At 44.6% G+C, this 20,655-nt stretch carries 19 protein-coding genes and 6 tRNA genes; 16 read left to right on the forward strand and 9 right to left on the reverse strand.

Annotated elements, in window-relative coordinates:
- Positions 1–4 precede the first annotated feature (4 nt).
- From PQG66_RS17405 to PQG66_RS17435, 7 genes are all read left to right on the forward strand, one after another.
- Entirely contained in the window at positions 5–1,858 is a 1,854-nt protein-coding gene (locus PQG66_RS17405; protein ID WP_272039002.1) for an ABC transporter substrate-binding protein, read from the forward strand.
- Between the two features lie 182 nt (positions 1,859–2,040).
- Positions 2,041–3,228: an outer membrane lipoprotein-sorting protein gene (locus PQG66_RS17410; protein WP_272039199.1), complete on the forward strand. Its 1,188-nt coding sequence runs from the start codon at positions 2,041–2,043 to the stop codon at positions 3,226–3,228.
- Between the two features lie 370 nt (positions 3,229–3,598).
- On the forward strand, positions 3,599–4,786 hold the full coding sequence (alr, locus tag PQG66_RS17415) for an alanine racemase (RefSeq protein ID WP_272039003.1): 1,188 nt from the start codon (positions 3,599–3,601) through the stop codon (positions 4,784–4,786).
- Between the two features lie 257 nt (positions 4,787–5,043).
- Complete coding sequence (locus PQG66_RS17420; RefSeq protein ID WP_056699650.1) at positions 5,044–5,325, forward strand: CopG family ribbon-helix-helix protein; 282 nt, start codon at positions 5,044–5,046, stop codon at positions 5,323–5,325.
- A 3-nt stretch (positions 5,326–5,328) separates the two neighbouring features.
- Positions 5,329–5,679 carry a type II toxin-antitoxin system PemK/MazF family toxin gene (locus PQG66_RS17425; protein ID WP_024630714.1) on the forward strand — a complete coding sequence of 117 codons (351 nt, stop codon included), beginning with the start codon at positions 5,329–5,331 and terminating at the stop codon, positions 5,677–5,679.
- 233 nt (positions 5,680–5,912) lie between these two features.
- Entirely contained in the window at positions 5,913–8,102 is a 2,190-nt protein-coding gene (locus PQG66_RS17430) for an alpha-galactosidase (RefSeq protein WP_272039004.1), read from the forward strand.
- Between the two features lie 428 nt (positions 8,103–8,530).
- Entirely contained in the window at positions 8,531–10,750 is a 2,220-nt protein-coding gene (locus PQG66_RS17435; protein WP_272039005.1) for a Tex family protein, read from the forward strand.
- A 185-nt stretch (positions 10,751–10,935) separates the two neighbouring features.
- Here the strand turns inward: PQG66_RS17435 and cmpA are convergent, their stop codons facing one another.
- Both cmpA and PQG66_RS17445 read right to left on the reverse strand, forming a co-directional pair.
- A complete protein-coding gene (gene cmpA / locus PQG66_RS17440) occupies positions 10,936–11,079 on the reverse strand; it encodes a cortex morphogenetic protein CmpA (RefSeq protein ID WP_272039006.1) in 144 nt (47 codons plus the stop codon).
- Positions 11,080–11,350: 271 nt separating this feature from the next.
- Positions 11,351–11,707, reverse strand: a complete 357-nt coding sequence (locus tag PQG66_RS17445) for a hydrolase/acyltransferase (RefSeq protein ID WP_272039007.1) — start codon at positions 11,705–11,707, stop codon at positions 11,351–11,353.
- Between the two features lie 120 nt (positions 11,708–11,827).
- Between PQG66_RS17445 and PQG66_RS17450 the strand changes: the two genes are divergently transcribed.
- The 3 genes from PQG66_RS17450 (at position 11,828) to PQG66_RS17460 (ending at position 12,552) form a co-directional block, all read left to right on the forward strand.
- Positions 11,828–12,289 carry a SprT family protein gene (locus PQG66_RS17450; RefSeq protein WP_272039008.1) on the forward strand — a complete coding sequence of 154 codons (462 nt, stop codon included), beginning with the start codon at positions 11,828–11,830 and terminating at the stop codon, positions 12,287–12,289.
- Positions 12,290–12,381: 92 nt separating this feature from the next.
- Positions 12,382–12,457: transfer RNA gene (locus PQG66_RS17455), tRNA-Asn, on the forward strand.
- Between the two features lie 6 nt (positions 12,458–12,463).
- A tRNA-Ser gene (locus PQG66_RS17460) sits at positions 12,464–12,552 on the forward strand.
- Positions 12,553–12,760: 208 nt separating this feature from the next.
- On the opposite strand, the gene PQG66_RS17465 is transcribed toward PQG66_RS17460, so the two are convergent.
- On the reverse strand, positions 12,761–13,462 hold the full coding sequence (locus PQG66_RS17465; RefSeq protein WP_272039009.1) for an ArsR/SmtB family transcription factor: 702 nt from the start codon (positions 13,460–13,462) through the stop codon (positions 12,761–12,763).
- A 122-nt stretch (positions 13,463–13,584) separates the two neighbouring features.
- Between PQG66_RS17465 and PQG66_RS17470 the strand changes: the two genes are divergently transcribed.
- Complete coding sequence (locus PQG66_RS17470; RefSeq protein WP_272039200.1) at positions 13,585–14,196, forward strand: flavin reductase family protein; 612 nt, start codon at positions 13,585–13,587, stop codon at positions 14,194–14,196.
- A 118-nt stretch (positions 14,197–14,314) separates the two neighbouring features.
- On the opposite strand, the gene PQG66_RS17475 is transcribed toward PQG66_RS17470, so the two are convergent.
- Together PQG66_RS17475 and PQG66_RS17480 are read right to left on the reverse strand one after the other, a co-directional pair.
- Entirely contained in the window at positions 14,315–15,211 is an 897-nt protein-coding gene (locus PQG66_RS17475) for a Cof-type HAD-IIB family hydrolase (RefSeq protein WP_272039010.1), read from the reverse strand.
- Between the two features lie 3 nt (positions 15,212–15,214).
- Complete coding sequence (locus PQG66_RS17480) at positions 15,215–15,991, reverse strand: DeoR/GlpR family DNA-binding transcription regulator (protein WP_272039011.1); 777 nt, start codon at positions 15,989–15,991, stop codon at positions 15,215–15,217.
- 366 nt (positions 15,992–16,357) lie between these two features.
- On the opposite strand from PQG66_RS17480, the gene PQG66_RS17485 reads away from it, so the two are divergent.
- From PQG66_RS17485 to PQG66_RS17500, 4 genes are all read left to right on the forward strand, one after another.
- Positions 16,358–16,429 (forward strand) — tRNA-Glu (locus PQG66_RS17485).
- Positions 16,430–16,549: 120 nt separating this feature from the next.
- A tRNA-Lys gene (locus PQG66_RS17490) sits at positions 16,550–16,625 on the forward strand.
- Positions 16,626–16,639: 14 nt separating this feature from the next.
- Positions 16,640–16,722, forward strand: a tRNA-Leu gene (locus tag PQG66_RS17495).
- 260 nt (positions 16,723–16,982) lie between these two features.
- Entirely contained in the window at positions 16,983–17,408 is a 426-nt protein-coding gene (locus PQG66_RS17500; RefSeq protein WP_272039201.1) for a helix-turn-helix domain-containing protein, read from the forward strand.
- Positions 17,409–17,485: 77 nt separating this feature from the next.
- Here the strand turns inward: PQG66_RS17500 and PQG66_RS17505 are convergent, their stop codons facing one another.
- From PQG66_RS17505 to PQG66_RS17515, 3 genes are all read right to left on the reverse strand, one after another.
- Positions 17,486–18,112, reverse strand: coding sequence for a hypothetical protein (locus PQG66_RS17505; RefSeq protein ID WP_272039012.1), 627 nt, complete (start codon positions 18,110–18,112; stop codon positions 17,486–17,488).
- A gap of 29 nt (positions 18,113–18,141) precedes the next feature.
- Positions 18,142–18,345 carry an XRE family transcriptional regulator gene (locus PQG66_RS17510; RefSeq protein WP_272039013.1) on the reverse strand — a complete coding sequence of 68 codons (204 nt, stop codon included), beginning with the start codon at positions 18,343–18,345 and terminating at the stop codon, positions 18,142–18,144.
- A gap of 270 nt (positions 18,346–18,615) precedes the next feature.
- The gene (locus tag PQG66_RS17515; RefSeq protein WP_272039014.1) at positions 18,616–19,320 is read right to left on the reverse strand and encodes an urease accessory protein UreF; all 705 of its coding nucleotides are present in this window, start codon (positions 19,318–19,320) and stop codon (positions 18,616–18,618) included.
- Positions 19,321–19,729: 409 nt separating this feature from the next.
- Here PQG66_RS17515 and PQG66_RS17520 point away from each other — a divergent pair.
- Positions 19,730–19,812 (forward strand) — tRNA-Leu (locus PQG66_RS17520).
- A gap of 191 nt (positions 19,813–20,003) precedes the next feature.
- On the opposite strand, the gene PQG66_RS17525 is transcribed toward PQG66_RS17520, so the two are convergent.
- Positions 20,004–20,480: a glutathione peroxidase gene (locus tag PQG66_RS17525; protein ID WP_272039015.1), complete on the reverse strand. Its 477-nt coding sequence runs from the start codon at positions 20,478–20,480 to the stop codon at positions 20,004–20,006.
- Positions 20,481–20,655: the final 175 nt, after the last annotated feature.

The raw sequence follows: 20,655 nt of genomic DNA on the forward strand, positions 1-20,655 counted from the left end.
ACATATGGATATATCCGAACATTACATACAACTTCGATTGAAGTTTCCCCAGATCCGGGATAATCAGGAGCTATATATCACTGTAGGTGAGCTTGCCGAGCTTCTGTGCTGCACCATGCGTAATATGAACCTGATCATAAATAAATTCAAGGAGAATGGTTGGGCAAGTTGGAGGCCACAGCGTGGTAGAGGCAAAAAATCCATTCTTATTTTTTGCAAACCTGTAGCAGATGTGGCTTCAGAACGATTCGACCATCTTCTGAATACGAACAGGATGGATGATGCATATGAGATGGCCTCCTCCTTGCCTCCTCAAATAAGAGGACAGCTCATTCATAATCTTCAGCATCAATTTGGTTTGCGTTCTAACGAGGGGGGTGGAGGCAGAGTCGATACTTTACGGATTCCGCAGAATACTCCCTTCAGAACGTTAGACCCGACGCAGACAGCGATGTGGGGAGAAGGCTTTATCATTACAGAAGTTTTTGATCGCTTGGTCCGGTATAATGCAGAGCGCGAACAATGTGAACCAAGTCTGGCTATAGCGTGGGAGAGTGATCGAGAAGGGAAGGAGTGGACATTTCATCTGAACAAAGGCATTACCTTTCATCATGGTCGCATTCTGGAAGCTGAAGATGTCAAATTTACGTTTGAACGTATTATTTTTGACCCGGCTAACCCTTGTCGAACCCTGTTTAGTTCAATCCAACATATTGAAGTTGTTGACCCCTTGACGATACACTTCACGCTGCATAAACCTAACTTCATGTTTCCTGATCTGTTAAGCAGTTTGTATGCCTCGATCGTACCCCGAGATGTGGAGTTGGATCCGCTTCATCCGATTGGGACAGGACCGTATCGTATTACGCGTCACGATGCTAATCTGCTAGTTCTGGAAGTATTTCCGGCCTACTTTCGAGGCCGATCCTATATTGATCGTGTTGAAGTATGGCAGCTGCCACAGATCGATTTGCCTGAATCTGTAATCAAGCAACGTCTATTTTCAGATCATGAACCTCGTGCGGTAGAACATGAGATTCAGGGTGGTGTGTTTATGACGTTCAATATGCAAAAAGATGGTCCGCAACATGATTTGCGTTTCCGACAAGCGGTACGGCTGTTAATGAATCCCGATGAGTTGATGAATACCAGAGTCGATCCTGATATTCGACAAACAGATCGCCTGATCCGTGGCCAAGAGCAACAGAAACGTATAAGAACTTCGGTTGAACAGGCTACGAGTCAGACAGGATTGGACAAGTCTTCTCTGAGGCAGGCTGCCTCCCTGCTGGAGCAGAGTTCTTACAAGGGACAACAGTTACGAGTCTGGGTTGAAGAAGGGGAGAAGATGGAGTTAGATATGGCTTGGTTTGCCGAGCGCTGTGCACTTGTTGGATTAGACATATCTATTGTGCCCGGTAATCCTGTTCATGCCGTCTACCACAATGAAATACAGTCTTATGAGATGGTCTACACAGGTGAATTGTTCGATGAACATGTCATGCGAAGTCTAATCACGATGTATATGTTCGGAAATACGTTGTTTCTGCTTGCCATGAATGACGATTGGAGGACAGAACTTGCGAATGAGTGCGAGAGAATTATGATGATTGAACAATCTTCCTTGCGAATGGAAAGATTAATTCAACTGGAAGATCGTCTGATAGAGGAATCGCTGATCTTGCCCGTATACTACTTCAAAGAAGAGCATGCATACGATGCTTCATTGCGGAATTACAAAATTGCGGGCTATGGATTACCTGATCTTCGTCAATTGTGGATTAGAAGAAATCCGGTTTTAAGCAATGCAGAGAAACAGCCTGAGACAGGCTTTTCCGTGTATATCCCGTTGTGGTAAACGATGTGGGATGTTTTTAAAATGAGAGGCCCTTCTGCCCTGTGTTCTCGCGGCTTCATGCTATGCTTGTCAAACTAGTCCGCATATATCGAACAAGTCCCTCATAACATGTACTAATCAAGTAGGGGTTCTGCTGTATGCACAATCCTGAAGTGAAAACATGTGCTAAAGGGGATGATGTCATGCGCCGAATATCGTGGATGCTTGCCATGGTATTGGTCTTATCGGCCTTACTTGCCGCCTGCGGTAAGAAGGATGCGGCAGCTGTGGTCAAAGATCTGAATGAAGTCGTTGGTGAGATGGAAAGTTATCAAGGGACAGGCGTTATGACGCTGCATACGGGAGAGACACCGCAGCAATATAAGGTCGAAGTATGGCATCAGAAGCCTTCGTATTATCGCATTGCTTTGACTAATGCCAAGAAGGATGTAACACAAATCGTACTCCGTAATGATGAAGGTGTTTTTGTACTGACGCCGAGTCAGAATAAAAGCTTCCGCTTCCAAAGCGACTGGCCAGATAATCAGGGTCAGGTTTACTTGTATGAGACGTTAATTCGAAGCATTACAGGGGATACGACCCGTCAATTTGCAGATGAGAAGGAAAGCTATGTATTTGATGTTGCGGCCAATTACAATACACATGCGCTCGTCAGACAAAAAATTTGGCTGAATAAAAGTGATTACGCTCCAAAACAAGTAGAGGTATCGGACTCCAATGCCAATGTGGTAGTGGATGTGAAGTTTGATAGCTTCAAATTCGGAGCTGAGTTTGGAAAAGACGCCTTTGACATGCAACGTAACATGACAGCTGCAACAGAGGAAGGAAATGCAGCAACAACAGATGATGCTGGCACCAAGCAACCTGCCAATCCTCAGGCCGAACCGGATGCTAACGGAGCTGTTAGTGATGGGCAGACGGGAGTAAGTGAGGGGGCAAAACAACCAGGAACTGAAGGAGCGGAAGGCTCAGAGGGAGCGGTAGGTGAACAAGATGGCGAAGAGCCTACTTCGGCTGAACCGAGTGAATCAGACAGTTTTGGTGTTATTCAACCTACGTATGCACCAGAGGGTGTTAAGCTGAAAGATGATCAGATAACAGAGGAAGCTGGGGATTATTCTGTCCTTCTTCGTTATGAAGGCACATATAACTACACTATTTTTGAAGCAAGACCACAGGATCGTGCAGTATCTCTGGCGCCTTCTCGTCTTGTAGACCTCGGATTTACAGCTGGTATGATCAGTGGAGATGCTTTGCAGACGCTGACATGGACTTTTGATGGAGTGGAGTACCGAATTACAAGCGCCGATCTGCCTGAAAATGAAATGGTGCGCATTGCAACATCTATGCAAGAAAGCACAGGCAAATAAAAAACGGAACGCATATCGTTCTTGTTGGAAGGAATGCTATAGAGTATTGGAGACAACGTTTCTCCGATGCTCTATTTTGTTTCTATACGGAAGAACCTGCGGAGTATATCTCAAAAAAAGTAAAATACGCTTCTATACGGACCGAACCGGGTAATAAGCTGATGTAAGCATGCTATTTCCATACAAACCATGTGGCAGCAGGGAAATATCACTTATCTCCGTCTTCGGTCCTTGACTAGGGTTCTGGGCAGACTCCTGAAGCAGATGTTGTGAGAAGCAACGATCCCGCGTATTTGACAGTGACATGCTGGAGCATTACGATGGAATCTGATATGAGCCGGATTAAGAAGATTAGAGAAGGTGACCTAACGTGCAAGGACAATATCGGCCGACCCAAGCGGAGATCAACCTGGATCATCTACGTAGCAACGTAACCGCTTTTCGTGAGGCTTTGCCACAGGATACGAGATTTCTCGCTTGTGTAAAGGCTAACGCATACGGGCATGGTGCAGTAGAGATATCCAGAGAACTGGAACGACTGGGAGTGGATTATTTAAGTGTAGCATTTCTTGATGAAGCTCTTGAATTGCGTCTACACGGCATTACCTGTCCTATCCTGGTGTTAGGCTATACACCGCCTGAAGGGGTCGATGTAGCATGGCAGCATGATGTGACGATCACATTGTTCAGCAGAGAAGTGCTTGAGGCCATCAGATTGGTAAAACCAGGTACTTATGCGAATCGCTTGAAAGTTCACATCAAAATTGATAGCGGTATGGGGAGACTAGGGCTGCTACCTGGCCAAGAGGCCATTGATTTCATACAAGAGGTGTCCTCACTTGATCAGGTGATGCTTGAGGGAATGTTCACTCACTACGCCAAAGCAGATGAACAAGATAAGACCTATACACAGGAACAGTATCGACGGTTCCAGAGCGTGGTTAAGACGCTTCGGGATCAGGGATGTGTCATCCCGATTATACATACGGCGAACAGCGCTGCTGCTATCGATACGCCTGAAATATCTTATGATATGGTGCGTGTGGGGATCAGTTTGTATGGACTGTACCCTTCAGCAGAGGTGAATCATCAGATTGTGAAGCTGCTTCCGATATTGACACTGAAGACAGAAGCGGTTCTGGTTAAAACACTGCCTCCCCATTGGGGCGTCAGTTATGGAACTCGTTACTTTACGCATGACAATGAACGAATAGCGACCTTGCCCATCGGCTATGCAGACGGTTTCTCAAGAATGCTGACAGGAAAAGCACAAGTGCTAATCCGTGGTCGCCTTGTTCCCGTCGTTGGTACGATCTGCATGGATCAATGTATGGTGTCGCTGCAATCTTTCGGAGAAGAAGCGGAAGAAATTCAAGCCGGCGAAGAGGTTGTTCTCATCGGTCACCAGTCAGATGGTGTGATTACCGCTGGCGAGGTGGCAGACCAGCTAGGTACGATTCATTATGAAGTGATCTGCATGATTGCCCATCGTATTCCACGGGTCTATACTCGCGGAGGAATAGAAGTCGCCAAAAAGAATCCCCTTTTGACAACTTGATTCGTCTATTGGACGTAATTACCAGCAAACTTTTTTCAGACCAGAAGGAAAACTGTCTTAACATCTCGAAATATGTATGATGTTAGGAATAAAATCCTGAAATGTGATGTTTGGTCTGTACGAATAATGATCCCGTGTTTATAATGAAGTACAGCATACTTGATATACGCGGGGCATATATATTCCTTTGTATAAAAGTTCTGGAAATGCGTTATACTTGTTCACAATGGCGAAAGGTTTGTGGGGGTGGAAGAAAGGTGGCCAACTTGCAGAACACCAAGCGGATTATGATCAGTCTGCCTGATCATCTTTTGCAGGAAGTGGATGGCATCGTAGCGCTGGAGAATTCCAACCGCAGCGAATTGATTAGGCAAGCAATGAAGCTGTATTTGACGGAGCGGAAGAAACGTTATATCCGTGAATCAATGCAGCGAGGATACATGGAGATGGCGAAGATTAATCTCACCATGGCATCCGAAGCCTTTCACGCGGAGGAAGATGCGGACAGCACTCTGGACCGCTTAGTTAGCGGGGTGTAGACAGTGATCGTAAAACGTGGTGACGTTTTTTTTGCGGATCTTTCTCCCGTTGTCGGTTCCGAGCAAGGTGGAGTTAGGCCGGTTCTGGTGATCCAGAACGATATCGGCAACCGGTTCAGTCCAACGTGTATCGTGGCGGCTATTACCGCCCAGATTCAGAAGGCAAAGCTTCCAACGCATGTCGAGATTGATGCGGCTGCGCATGGCTTTGACCGGGACTCCGTAATTTTGCTCGAACAGATTCGGACGATCGATAAGCAGAGGCTGACTGACAAGATTACACATTTGGATGAGGAGACCATGAAATTGGTTAACGAAGCCTTACAGATCAGCCTTGGCTTAATTGATTTTTAGGTAGCAGAATGGCATTTTATGCCCTTTTGGTGTCTATCCGTTGACAACGGATGTTTCTGTGAAGGAACATACAATTTCAGAATGCAATCAAGAGAGCGTGCGATACCTTTTAAGGTGTTGTGCGCTCTTTTGGTTAAGACTTGATGAAAGCGTAGAACATTAGTGATCTTTTCGTTATAATGAACTTGAGAAACCGTTTACTGAAATATTATATAGATAGATGGAGGAGACATATGAGCATTTATATCAATCAAGAGAAACTTCAGTTTCATTTACAGACTCGCGAGGCAAGTTATGTGTTTCAGGTACTTCCTTCGGGGTACTTGGTGCATTTGTATTATGGCAAAAAGTTACGTGATACAGACCTGAGCTGGCTGCATGTTCGGACCGAGAGATCATCTTTCAGTCCTAACCCGGTGCCAGAGGATCGTACAATCTCGTTCGATACTCTGCCAGTGGAGCTGCCGGTATACGGTACGAGTGATTTCCGCAACCCGGCTATTCAGCTGGAACTGGAGAATGGCTCGACAGTATCCGAATTTACGTATACAGGACACCGATTGATGAAGGGAAAAGAAGGGCTGACAGGACTACCGGCAACTTATGTAGAGTCCGAGGATGAAGCAGATACCCTAATTGTTGAGATGCAAGATAAGGTGTCGGGTATTAAAATTGAATTAACGTATACCGCATTTACTGCTTATAATGCGATTACACGCTCGATGCGCATCGTTAATGAGAGCGCTAACGTGGTGAATGTGCTGCGTGCCCTTAGCTCTTCTGTAGATATGCCGCATGCGGATTACGAATTGCTGCAACTCTCGGGTGCTTGGACTCGTGAACGTGATATCATCCGCCGTCCACTCGCTTCCGGCTTGCAAGGCATTGAGAGTCGCCGTGGCTCCAGCAGTCATCAGCAGAACCCGTTCATTGCACTGATGACACCGGGAACAGATGAAGATCAAGGGGAAGTATACGGATTCAGTTTGGTATACAGCGGAAACTTTACTGCACAAGCAGAGGTAGACCAGTTCTATACAACCCGTGTATCCGTTGGGATCAATCCGTTTGAATTCAGCTGGAAACTGGAGCCGCAGGAGTCTTTCCAGACACCGGAGACGGTGATGGTGTACTCGGCTGATGGACTGGATGGCATGTCGCAATCCTACCATGAGCTGTATCGGGAACGTCTGGCACGTGGACAATTCCGTAATGCGGAGCGTCCTGTACTCGTTAATAACTGGGAAGCAACTTACTTCGGTTTTAACGCAGATAAGATTGAGCAGATTGCACGTGCAGGGAAGAAGTTAGGCATTGAATTGTTTGTGCTTGATGACGGCTGGTTCGGCCATCGGGATAGTGATAACTCGTCACTTGGTGACTGGATTGTGGACAAAAACAAGTTGCCACAAGGACTGGACGACTTGGCTAACCGTGTAACAGGTCTGGACATGCAGTTCGGATTGTGGTTCGAGCCAGAGATGATCTCTCCAGATAGTGAACTGTATCGCAAACATCCAGACTGGTGTCTGCATGTGCCGGATCGTCGCCGCACCGAAGGAAGACAGCAACTTGTGCTGGATTTCTCCCGTCAAGATGTGCGTGACGAGATTGTTCGGATGTTGTCCGATGTTTTGAACTCTGCGCCGATCACTTACGTGAAATGGGACATGAATCGAAACATGACAGAGATTGGTTCCGCTCTGCTCCCAGCGGATAGACAGCGTGAAACAGCGCACCGTTATATGCTTGGTCTGTACGAAGTAATGGAGCGTATCACTTCTTCCTTCCCGAATATTCTGTTTGAAAGCTGCTCTGGTGGCGGAGGACGTTTTGACCCGGGGATGCTGTACTACATGCCTCAGACATGGACAAGTGATAACACGGATGCAATTTCCCGTTTGCGTATTCAATACGGTACGAGTCTTGTATATCCTGTTAGTTCAATGGGCTCACACATTTCGGCTGTGCCAAACCATCAGGTGAACCGTATTACGTCTCTGGAGATCCGCGGCCATGTTGCAATGTCGGGCAACTTCGGATATGAGTTGGATCTGACAAACTTCACAGACGAAGAGAACGCAATCGTTAAAGCTCAGGTCGAGCTGTACAAGGAAATTCGCAGCACTGTGCAATACGGTACATTCCGTCGTCTACTTAGCCCATTCGAAGGTAACGAGACGGCTTGGATGTTTATTGCACCAGATGGCAGCGAAGTAATCGTGTTCTACTTCCGGGTACTCTCGGAACCGAATGCACCGTTACAGCGTCTGAAACTCAAAGGACTCGATCCAAATAGTGACTACCGTCTTAAAGGCGGATCAGAGATCTTTACAGGAGATGCTTTGATGTATGGCGGTATTGCTGTAGGTAGCCAGTCTGGAGACTACCTGAGTGAAATGTTCCGGTTTGAGCGTGTATGAATAAGCTGAACTAGAGATTTTACACAGCTCACTTCGATGACAGAATAACCTTCCAATCTCTGTTATTCCCAAGTTTTTTCTGTCCTCTCCGTTAACGTGTAAAAGAATCTTTTAACTTATTTAGATTAATTGGATTAAATTTTTATGATGAAGAAGACTCGAGGAAGTCATGGTGACGTCCTCGGTCTTTTTTTCGTACAGCTGGGAAAGATGTAACGGAGTGAAATAACGCAAATGGATGTATGACATAGGAATGATAGAAAAATCAATGTGATTTTGTGATAATATAGAGTGGAGTGTTATTTAAGGATTGAAAATCCTGAAAAACGTGAGATCAACTTCGGATGATCGACCATACTGTTATTATGCAGCATAGCTGCCCTGAAAATGAGTATTATGAACGATTCAGGAAGGAAAGAGGGATTTATTTGTCTGAACAGGAAACGGTTCTGGAACCCAATGAAGAAACATTAAAGGCGGAACGCCAAGAACGAATCATCAAACAGGTAGCCAAGGAACTGTCACTATCCTTGAAGCAGATTCGGACCACATCGGAGCTTCTGGATGAAGGCAATACGATTCCATTTATCGCCCGCTACCGTAAAGAAATGACTGGAGAACTGGATGAGAACCAGCTACGCCAGATTGAAGAACGTCTTGTGTATTTACGCAATCTGGAAGACCGTAAACTGGAAGTCATTCGTATTATAGAAGAACAGGGCAAGCTGACCAAAGAGCTGGAAAAATCCATTACTCAAGCTGTCAAGTTGCAAGAAGTAGAGGATTTATACCGTCCTTATCGACAGAAGCGGAAGACTCGTGCCAGTGTGGCTAAGGAAAAAGGTCTGGAACCGCTCGCTCAATGGATCTGGGAACAGCCTAAACAGGGCGACGCGCTTCAAGAGGCTGCACGTTATATTAACGCAGAACTCGGGGTAGAAGATGCAGAGTCTGCTCTTCAGGGGGCGAAGGATATTCTCGCTGAAAATATTGCCGATGATGCGGCCATTCGTGCCTGGATTCGTAGATACACACTGGATCACGGCATGCTGACTTCGGAAGCGAAGGATGCTGAGCAGGAGTCCGTGTACGAGAATTATTACAGTTATCGTGAATTGGCCAAAAAAATGCCGCCGCATCGTATTCTTGCGATTAACCGCGGGGAACGTGAGGGGATTCTCAAGGTTGGCCTTGACGTGCAAGCTGAACCAGCCCACCGTCACATGGAAGGACAGATCATTCGGGGCGCTTCTGCCGTGCAAGATATTTTGCGTAACGTTATTGAGGATGCATACAAACGATTGATCGCTCCATCCATTGAACGTGAAGTGCGTGCCGAGTTGACGGAAAAAGGGGAAAATCAGGCCATTTCGGTATTCTCCGCAAATCTGCGGAACTTGCTGTTGCAGCCCCCGATTCATGGCAAACGTGTACTGGGTGTCGATCCTGCGTACCGGACTGGCTGTAAACTTGCGGTTGTCGACGATACAGGTAAGCTACTGGAAGTGGCTGTCACTTACCCAACACCGCCGCATAACAAAAAACGTGAAGCGGCAGAAGTATTCCATCGTCTGATCAAACAATATGATATTGGATTGATTGTCATTGGTAACGGAACCGGATCACGCGAGACCGAGCAGTTTGTGGCTGAGATTATTCAGGAGAATGGCGACGAGAGCCTGGTCTACCTGATTGTTAACGAGGCTGGTGCGAGTGTGTACTCTGCTTCCAAGCTTGCTCAGGAAGAGTTCCCCGATCTGGATGTTGCTGAGCGTAGTGCGGCTTCGATTGCTCGCCGGGTACAAGATCCACTGGCTGAACTCGTTAAGATTGATCCTAAAGCCATTGGCGTGGGCCAATATCAGCATGATGTATCTCAAAAGGTGTTGGAAGAGAGCTTAAAGGCCGTAGTGGAATCGGCAGTTAACCATGTTGGTGTGGATGTCAACACAGCTTCGCCTTCCTTGCTGTCTTATGTTGCCGGTGTTAATGCAACCATTGCTAAAAACATCGTTAAATATCGCGAGGAAAATGGCCGCTTTACCAATCGTCGTCAGCTACAGAAAGTGCCACGGTTGGGGGCTAAAACCTATGAACAATGTGTAGGGTTCATGCGTATCTCGGAAGGTGAGAATCCGCTGGATCGTACTCCGATTCACCCGGAATCGTACAAGGTTGTCGATCAGCTCTTCAAGGAGCTTCAGGTTGATCTGGACAAGCTTGGAAGCAAAGAGCTTTCTGCACTTCTGTCTGAACAGCAGACAGAACAACTGGCTGTTAAACTGGATGTAGGTGTGCCTACGCTACGCGACATTCTGGACAGCTTGCAGCGTCCTGGCCGTGACCCTCGTGAAGAGATGCCCCTGCCGATCTTCCGTACCGATGTACTCAAGATTGAAGATCTGGAGGAAGGTATGGAACTGCAGGGAACAGTCCGGAACGTAATTGACTTCGGAGCTTTTGTTGATATCGGGATTAAGAGTGACGGGCTTGTCCATATCTCCCAACTCAGCAACGGCTATGTGAAACATCCGATGGATGTGGTGTCTGTTGGAGATAATGTGACGGTCTGGGTAATGAATGTGGATACGAAAAAGGGCCGTGTCGGACTCACGATGAAAAGACCTGCGTCCGCTTCAGCCAAATAATGTTCGTCCTCGAAAGTAAGACGTTTGATTGGTTACAGCCTTCCCGTTGCGGGAAGGCTGTTTGTCGATACATATTACGTCGAGATTAAAAAAGAGCTGAAAGGAATATGGTCAATACCTTTTCGTAATCTCATTATTTCTAATTAAGTAAGATAATACATATATATCCGTTTCCGTGATACGACTTACAGTTCATTTTCTGCACTGCGTGATGTTCCGCTTGCAGGTTTGTTTCGATAGAAATACCAGCATTCATTCAACAACTTGATTTGGCGGCTGTCCTTTTTGTGAAACGCTCGCATGAGTTGGTTACATAGCCATTGAGGCAAAGGAATCTCCTCCTTTTGCGTAATTCATCTGTACGTTAGCATATGTAGCAATAGCCTGGACTGTGCGAGATTACTCCATGTCAATTAATTGGTCAGTGTTTGTTGAAGGGGACGAATCGGAGGAAGAATGAAAAAAAAGCACATTACCCGGCTGAGGGAAGTGCGCTTTCCGTTGGAACCTATACAGTTGCAGAGATTAATGGCAGATCATTGAAGCACACGCACTAAACCATGGTGTGCATAAGAGCTTGACTGGTTTGAAGTAAAATAATTAGAGTGACTCCATCTCTTCTTCATACCATTGCTCCAATTGGGCTTGTAGTGCTCGAATCTCGGTAAGCAGGGAAATCAAAGGATAATTGCTCTCACGAACAGCTGCAAAACGCTCTTCAAGGGCGTTGATATAGTCAAGGCCGCCGATGATGGACAAGTTTTCGTTTAGCAGATCGAGATGGTCACATTCGGCAATGGCCCAGGGCAGAACAGGTATATCTGTTGCCGTGAGTTTGTCGATCTCCTTGTGCAGACGCAAATTAAGTGCACTCAGTTGATAAGCATAGTCTGCGGGCATCTCGACAAACTGCAATTGATGCTCCTGCTGCAGGATAACGTAGCGCATTGTTGGCATAACGAGTATTCGTCTCCCCTCATACATTCTACTTGACAGTGTAGCCTACGAAACAGTTAGAATTCAAGTATTGTGTCTTAAAATAAAGGACTTCAAAGGGGAGGGAGAGAGGAGAAAAGAATGGAAAACAAAGAATTACAACAATGGATTGAGCGGGTCTCATTAGAATATTTCGGAGTTCCATTCACCCATGAGGCGATTTTTAATCGTCGTTTGACGACAACCGGGGGGCGATATATGCTCAAAAGCCACCGAATTGAGATCAATCCACATCAGCTGGAAGTGTACGGGAAGGATGAAGTGGAGAAGATTATCAAACATGAATTATGCCACTATCATCTGCACATCCGGGGACGAGGATATCAACATCGAGACCCGGAATTCAAGGCGCTTTTGCAGAAGGTGGGAGGATCAAGATTCTGTCAGTCCCTTCCTGGAGATCAGGCTCGAAAACCGTTACCCTATCGATACAAGCTGGTGTGTAAGAGTTGTGGTATGGAGTACTTGCGTAAGCGGAAAGTAGATCCAAAGTGTTATCGCTGTGGTCGATGCTCGGGTAAGTTGGGCATAATATCCATATAAAGTGAAATTAATAAATATGGAATATAATGAATGTAGAAGTAGGTTGACTTGAATTATTAATCATGATAAATTAATGTTATTCAAGTTAATTTTCCCTGATAGCTCAGTTGGTAGAGCACTCGACTGTTAATCGAGTTGTCACAGGTTCGAGTCCTGTTCGGGGAGCCATTTCTTGGAGAGATACCCAAGTGGCTATAAGGGGACCCTCTGCTAAGGGGTTAGACTGCGTAAGCGGTGCGAGGGTTCGAATCCCTCTCTCTCCGTTCTGAATAAACTTCAATGGCAGGGATGAGAACCCTAAAGGTTCGTCGGAGCATATGCTTCGGTAGCGATACATCGCAGTCTCGAACGAAGTGAGAGTATCCCTCTCTCTCCGTTCTGAATAATAAGATGAAAAACCTTTTTACATGAATGATTTCTTCGTTCTCGTAAAAAGGTTTTTTTGATTTCAGTATATTCCCCTTAGAGGTATTAAATAGAAATATCTAAAACATCGTATAAACCTGACTTTCCAGTCTCTGTTACTTCAACAGCGCGGCTTCCTGATTTTTGACGAATCCAGTTTAGTTCGAGTAATCGATGAACGAGCTGATCACCAAGCAAACCGGACACGTGATGACGACGTTCGCTCCAATCCAGACATTTACGTGCGATGGCACGCCGAGATCCAGGTTTTAATTGAAGCTGAATTCCAAATGTAGTAAACCACTGTTCCCCTTCCTCTGTAATTAGAAATTCTTTACTATGTGCGTTATTCTCCTGTTCAGACAAATAACCTCTCTTGAGAAAAGCTTCGCACAATGAAGTGCCGAGTTTACCCGCCAGATGACTGTAACAGGTGCGAGCATAACTTAATTGCTGCAATTGATTCGATTGTTTCAATGAGCGAACCTCTACCGGTGGAGCGATGCTGGCCATTTTTTCAATCAAATCTGCGATGTCCTCGCTTGCGAGACGATAATACCGATGACGGCCTTGCTGTTCTACTTCCAATAGTCCTCCAGCTACAAGTTTGGCGAGGTGATTACTCGCGGTCTGTGGACTGACACCAGCCATATAGGCGAGCTCACCAGCAGGTAATGCACGACCATCTAGCAAAGCGGAGAGAAATATAGAACGGCTCGTATCAGCAATAAGTGAAGCAATAACAGTGATATTCGGATATGCATTCATACTTCGATGATAGTTGAAATAATGCTGTATTACAATGGGGTTTGAACTCAATATCCGAACAGGAGAGATGCATAGTGAATGGCCATACGCAGCAGCAAAATAGAACAAAACAAACTTCCCAAATGCGCAAGCCCAATGTTCATGAAACGATAAATCCAAGTATTCTATACTATGGCACACCTGTCATCATTCTCAGTACTTTAAACAAAGATGGGTCTACGAATCTTTCCCCTTTATCGTCTTCTTGGGCGTTGGGTGATTGTCTGGTGCTGGGGATAGGGACACAGGGCAGAGCTTATGAGAACCTTTGTCATCATCCTGAATGTGTGATTAATCTGCCGGATGAATCGATGTGGGGAAAAGTAGAAACACTGGGACGGACAACGGGGATTTCCCCTGTGCCTGAAATTAAAAAGCGAATGGGGTATACGTTTTGCCAAGATAAATTTAAGGCAGCGGGGCTGACACCTCAAAGTTCACTTCAAGTAGCGCCTGATAAAATAGCGGAATGTCCGCTTCAGATTGAAGCGTCTGTTCAACATATAAGAACCCCGGAACATACGCCATTCATGGCGATTGTAGAAGTAAAGGCGGTAAAGGTACACGCCCATACTCATTTGATCTCAGAGGTCAACAAGATTGATCCGGAGCAATGGCAACCGTTGATTTATAATTTCCGCCATTATTTCGGGTTGGGGGAGAGACAAGGTGAGAATTTTCGGGCTGGTAGATGAGTGGGGAATGGTATTGAGGGCGAATTGTAATTCTCCACATGTTGAAGAATCAAAAACAAGCACAGGCTCGGTTAACGAGTCTGTGCTTGTTTTCAATGGATCAACCTAGTGCTGGACGTTACTGGCCCTCTGAGACAATCGTTTCCAAAGGAGCAATAGGTTTACCTTCCAGCAGGCTATGAATCGCATGAGCAACGCCGTGCTCAACATTGGTAAGGGTTATCGTTTTAGCCAAGGCACGTATTTCAGGTTCGGCATTACCCATGGCGATGCCTAGTCCTGCCATTTTTAACATCGAAACATCATTGAAGTTATCTCCAATCGCTACAGTGTCTTTCATCGGGATATTTAGATGTTCTGCCAGTATGGTGAGTGCATTACCTTTGGATACATCAGGGTGCTGCATCTCGAAGTTATGCTCAAAGGATACAACCATGGCAACATCCGTTCTTGAAGAAAAGGTTTCGCGTCCCAGTTGGAGTTTTTCGGGATTCATTGAAAAGGCCATAATATTATAGATACACCCTTCTGCTGGAATTTCATGATGGCTAGTCACACGATGATAGTCTTTTTTGTTGTAATGTTTCTTAATTGAATGAATCATGCGAGCTATATCTTCGTCAGGTTCTGAGCCAAGTACACGTTCCAACTCCGCGAGCATGGCCTCGTGACTGCTGATTTGTGCGTAGATGCCCATCTGGGTTGAAGCTTCATAGTAAATCTGTTCGTCTTCCAGCCATTGCATCACCGAAGCAGCAGTTTCACGCGACAATGGCTGATGGAATAACCGTTCCCCGTTCTCATCATGAATGGTGGCACCGTTGGAGCCGATAATTGGGGTTTTAATTCCGCCTTGGCGACTGATTTCGACGACATCTGAGTATACACGTCCAGTCGCAATGGTTACTTTCATTCCAGCCTTTTGTGCCTTATGGATCGCATCAGCGTTCTCCTGGCTGATCTGACTATCTCGATTCAACAGTGTACCATCTAAATCGGTAGCGAATAACTTCATATCTTACAGCTCCTTATCTTGTGTAGGTTCGGGTATCAAAATGTCAACTTGTTGTTCCTTTAGAAAATCAAGCCATTCCTGAGCCGGCCATTGATCTGTAATCAACATATCCACGAGTGACCAGTCTGCAAAACGATAAACGTATCGTTTGCCCATCTTGGAATGATCGGCAAGTACAATAACATTTTTGGCTGATTTCATCATTTGATGTTTGATCTTGCCTTCCTCTTCGGACGCACTGAACCCATCCATGGTGAGACCGCCAATGCCAATAAATGCTTTATCAACATAGTAGTGAGATAGCGTCTCGATAACAGGTGTTCCATAGACATAACGCTGCTCCTTATCCAGCTTGCCTCCGAGCAGTCGGATCTGGACAGCAGTATGATTGGATAACAGATCAGCAGAATAGATTGAATTGGTGATGACGGTGCAGGATTTGCCGTTCAGATTCTCTGCGCAGGTCTGGACTGTGGTGGAGGAATCCAGAATAATGGTTTCGCCTGAACGAACCAGAGCAGCCGCCAGTTTGCCAATAGCTCTTTTTTCCTCAGTAATATACTTCAGCCGGTCTTGGTAAGACTTGAATTCTTGCGGTGGAGGAGGCAGGATTGCGCCGCCGCGTGTGCGAATGATCGCTTCCTGTTCTTCCAGTTTAATTAGATCTCGGCGTGCAGTGTCGCGCGAGACGTCAAATAGAGATACAATCTCATCTGCCGAGATTCGATTATGTTTGCGCAGGTGCTCAATAATGAGTTGCATGCGTTCTTCTTGAAACAAAAGTAAAGCCTCCTTCGTGTGGAGTGACCGTGCGTTGTACTGTAAATAATTATAAGTGATTATAATTATATCTGCAATATTTTAAGTAAATAATAAGCGTTTGTAAGTATTTAATTTGTTTTTTACAGAAAAAGCGTAGGGAGGAGACAAAATTTTGATTTTTGAATTTCGGATTGAAAGTTGGATGTTTATTAAAAGGTAGAAGTAATCAGAGAAACTTCAGTTAAATGGCGTGTGATTATAGATTTATATGTATTGATTTTGAAATAAGAGAGAGCATTCATATTTTTTTAAAAAAAGTGTTGCGCTATTCAAATTCATTATGCTATACTCATTCTTGTCGCCAAGAAAGACAACTTAGTATAAGGCCCGTTGGTCAAGGGGTTAAGACACCTCCCTTTCACGGAGGTAACAGGGGTTCGAATCCCCTACGGGTCATAGTATTACCTACTTCTTCACCGTATAGAGATTCACATTTTAGTGAGAATTTCTTCAAAAAGTCACTGCTCTGTAAAATCAATATGAAGCATGGCATAGCATCGGATGGAGTTACATTGAGAGCCATTAGCTCAGTTGGTAGAGCACCTGACTTTTAATCAGGGTGTCGAAGGTTCGAGTCCTTCATGGCTCACCATTTATATTTTATGTGCGGTCGTGGTGGAATGGCAGACACGCTATCTTGAGGGGGTAGTGGGTGTATACCCGTGGAGGTTCGAGTCCTCTCGACCGCATTACAGCAATAATGGTGTTGAAGAAGACTTTTGTGATTAATCACGAAAGTCTTCTTTGTTTTTTGCGAAGTGATTTTCAGTGTGAGTGGCCATGGTTTGCGGATGATATGGATGATCAAGCTTAAGACCAACCTTTCATAATTGCTGGTATTTGTTGAGTATGATTGAACGAATAAAAGGCTGAGGATTCAGGAAAATTGTGCTATAATTCTATCATATGGCTTGTGAGTTCATTATTACGGTTGGAAGGCGGTTCTTGCATGCAGTCGATCTATGAGCGAATTGAACACCTGATTGCTGAAAGAGGGATGACGAAGAAAGCCTTCTGTCAACAGCTGAAAATAAGTACAGGTAACTTGGGTGACTGGAAGCGGGGGAAGTCCATTCCGAGTACAAATAAACTGATTGAAATTGCTTCATTTTTTGATGTGAGTCTGGACTGGCTTATGATTGGACGCTTATCTAAGGAAGCTATTGTGCGGGAAAAGCGGGAAGATTATTTTTTTAACGTTTTGCGGCAATTGGATTGCCAAGAGAGCGAATTATCGACTGTGGAGCAGTCATTTATCAGTGAATATATCGAGTTCACGCGTTATCGCAAAATGAAAGAGGGTAAAGACAATAGTAGCTATCACTACCAACCTGAAACGAACGACGACGATAAGTCAGAACAGGACGGTAAGTGAATGCTTCTGGATGATGAAAAACCTCCATCTGTACCGAATTTCTTCGGAGACAGCAGGGAGGTTTTTTTGTGTTGAGGTTAGTGGGGGTGATCAAGGATGGTGGAGTATTTCGGGTACAATCGGCGAATGCATTCCGGGCAAATATCATGTGTGAACTCGGCAGAAGTATGTTTTTCCAGATAACGCTCTACGGAGTTCCACTCGTCCGATTCATCTTTAATATGTTTGCAAACAGCACAAATCGGTAGCAGTCCGTATAAAGTGCGCGCTTCATTCAAAGCTTGTCGCAATTCTAGCTCTGTCTTTTTTTGCTCCGTGATATCGGTGTGAGCGACTAATGCAAGGTGTTTATCCGCGAGGGAATTGTCTTGCAATGGGGTGAGTTCTACGCGAAACCATTTCTCTTCGTTGTGTTCTGTGGTGACAGGGATGTCGTATGTATGGGCCTCGCTAAAAGGGACTACATTGTGCCTCAAAAAGTGTGCGATTTGGGATGGGTAACCGTTTTTCTGTTGTGCTGACCAGGCTTCCATCAGATGTAGGTAATGATTATGGCGACAGGCTGCATAAGATAAAAGTTTATGAAGTCCATGCTGCCAAGCTCGATTGCAACTCCGGATAATCCAATGTTGATCGATAATAATGAGTTGATGTTTGGTGGACTGAAATGAAAGGCTCTCAAGGTCTGATGTGAAATGTCTCATGCAAGAGGTCCTCCTTTGATGGAAAAGTCTTATCGCAGCTCTTCTGGTATGTCTAAAATATCCGCCACTTGTTGTCTGAATCTCGTTGCTTTACGTGTGCCGTGAATAAGATTAGAGAGCCGGTAAGGGGGAATGCCGTGTTGTTCGCAAAAGGTTTTCTGATCGACTTGAAGTTCGGTTAGCCGTCGTTTTATGGCCCAGCCGAACGGAGTGACTGGTTTTTTCTTGTTCAAAAGGGCTCACCCCTGAATGAATTTTTGGATTTGCAGCACGTTATTCTTGGTGTAAGATGGATGTAGATGCGAATTGTAATTTCCATTATATACGTAAAACAGTCATCTAACAATTAAAAAATACGGAAAAAAGTGTATTTTATGAATTATTATGACGTAATTACGTATTTTGTTGTGGAGATTAATGAGAAAAATATAAAAACACGCCAGCGAGGGGGCGGCGTGTTTAAGAAACTGTTCAATACAGGCGTGGAAGAGATACGAGGTTTTTTAAGCTCTGTAAGCATGGAGCCCTGCTCCAAGCATATGAAAGCTGGGGAATAATGACTTCATTGAGATGGATGAAGGATACATGTGTGTATCTGTAGAAGTGGTGTTAATTGTAATCCATTCATTTTCAAGGTCTGCGGCAAGACGAGCGAGAAGCTCTTGGGTGAGATTTTCGCTAAGAGGTATGACTTTGCAGGCTTCGGATACGCAGGCATTCATGGCTGAATGCAAGTAACCAAGGATCGTATCTTCAACGGGGATGTCGAGATGGTGATTGATCCATGCGTGAACTGTGGGGAGACAGCCCACGGAATGATACTTCTCGAAGATTTGCTCAAGCGGGCTGAAGTCGATCCAGGGGTGCAGAGCGCGAGATAGTTTGATTAATCGTTTGCCTGTGGTCTTGGCTTGTTCTCTTAGTTCAGAGGGGGTTCGCTGTACGTGGACAAGTTTGTCGACGAGTGCGATTCGCCATGTATCCTGGTGATCTATTGCATTATAGATGCCTTTAATTGCCATGCCTTCGAGACGAACAAGGGTGGGGTGTAACTGACAACGCATGAATGATTCGAGATCTTCGCCTGTTCGAATCGTACCTTCATTCATGTGGGTGTGAATACCGAAATAGTGGGTGAAGCCTCCTAATTGAATAGAGGGATCAAGCAGTTTCACATAATCAAGCAACTTATTCCCGCGATTCATCATTTTCAACCTCCTAATACATTTGTGTTACATTTAATTACGTGAAGATGACCGTTTCATAGTAAATAAAGACCGTTTGAGAGTTTTATGGTATATATATTCACATATTTATCCTTAAATTGTCAAGTATCTATATGTGAATATGAGAAAAAATTATAGAAATAAAGATTTATGTTATATAAAATTACATACAAATTTCAGTTCATGTTATATATGTCCCAAACATCCTCATTTGTCGAATCAGGTTAATGATATGTGCTTTATCATTTTTTATGTTCGTTCTTGGAATTTCTATATAAACTTTAGATCAAATTATGTTGAGTTATATTTTTCGACTTGCTTCTTAATTAAATGCTTTACTTTTAGAATTAATTCTGGTATCATAATTTCTGTTGCCGATAATTTACGACATGCGGTCGTGGTGGAATGGCAGACACGCTATCTTGAGGGGGTAGTGGGTGTATACCCGTGGAGGTTCGAGTCCTCTCGACCGCATCATATGAAGAAATACTGAAGAAGCTCTCCTTAATGGAGAGCTTCTTTTTTGCTTGTTTCCGTAGTTGTAAGGCATATCGCAGACAGTGTAAGGTTATTCATAAGAACATACACCAAAAAGCCATTCTAAAGCTTGAGCAGAGTCTCAGCTTAGAATGGCTTTTTGGATTATTCTTCTGTATGAAATGGAACTATTTAAGCAGTTTCTGAATGTCTTCTTCAATTTTATCCGGTGTAGTCTGCGGGGCATATCGCTTCACAACTTTCCCATCCTGATCGACAAGGAATTTAGTGAAATTCCATTTAATTGCTTTGGATCCAAGAAGGCCTGGCGCTTCTTTCGTAATATGTTGGAAGAGGGGATGAGCGCTTGAACCGTTAACGTCAATCTTTTCAAACATAGGGAAACTTACGCCATAGTTCATTTGACAGAACTCCGCAATATCATCAGAAGATCCTTTTTCCTGTGCGAATTGGTTGCTGGGAAATCCGAGTACTTCGAACGGAGCATCTTGGAATTTATCCTGCAGCTCCTGTAAACCTTTGAATTGAGGTGTGAGACCACATTGACTTGCGGTGTTTACAATTAACAATACTTTGCCACGATATTGGGACATCTCAATCTCTTGCCCGCGGAGGGTGTTTACCTTGAAATCATAGACTGACATAGGGATCGCCTCCATCATCTTATGTTTGATGGTTATAGTATATTTTAAACAATTGAATAATGCAAAATTTATTTCAGTCTGACTTTACTCCCAGTAATCATATGGTTTCACCATTTTTGAAAGAGGGATATTCGAATTCATTTTTGTACGGATAAGAATTAGATAGCTTGAAAGA

This window comes from Paenibacillus sp. JJ-100 (genome assembly GCF_948329825.1).
Lineage (GTDB): Bacteria > Bacillota > Bacilli > Paenibacillales > Paenibacillaceae > Paenibacillus.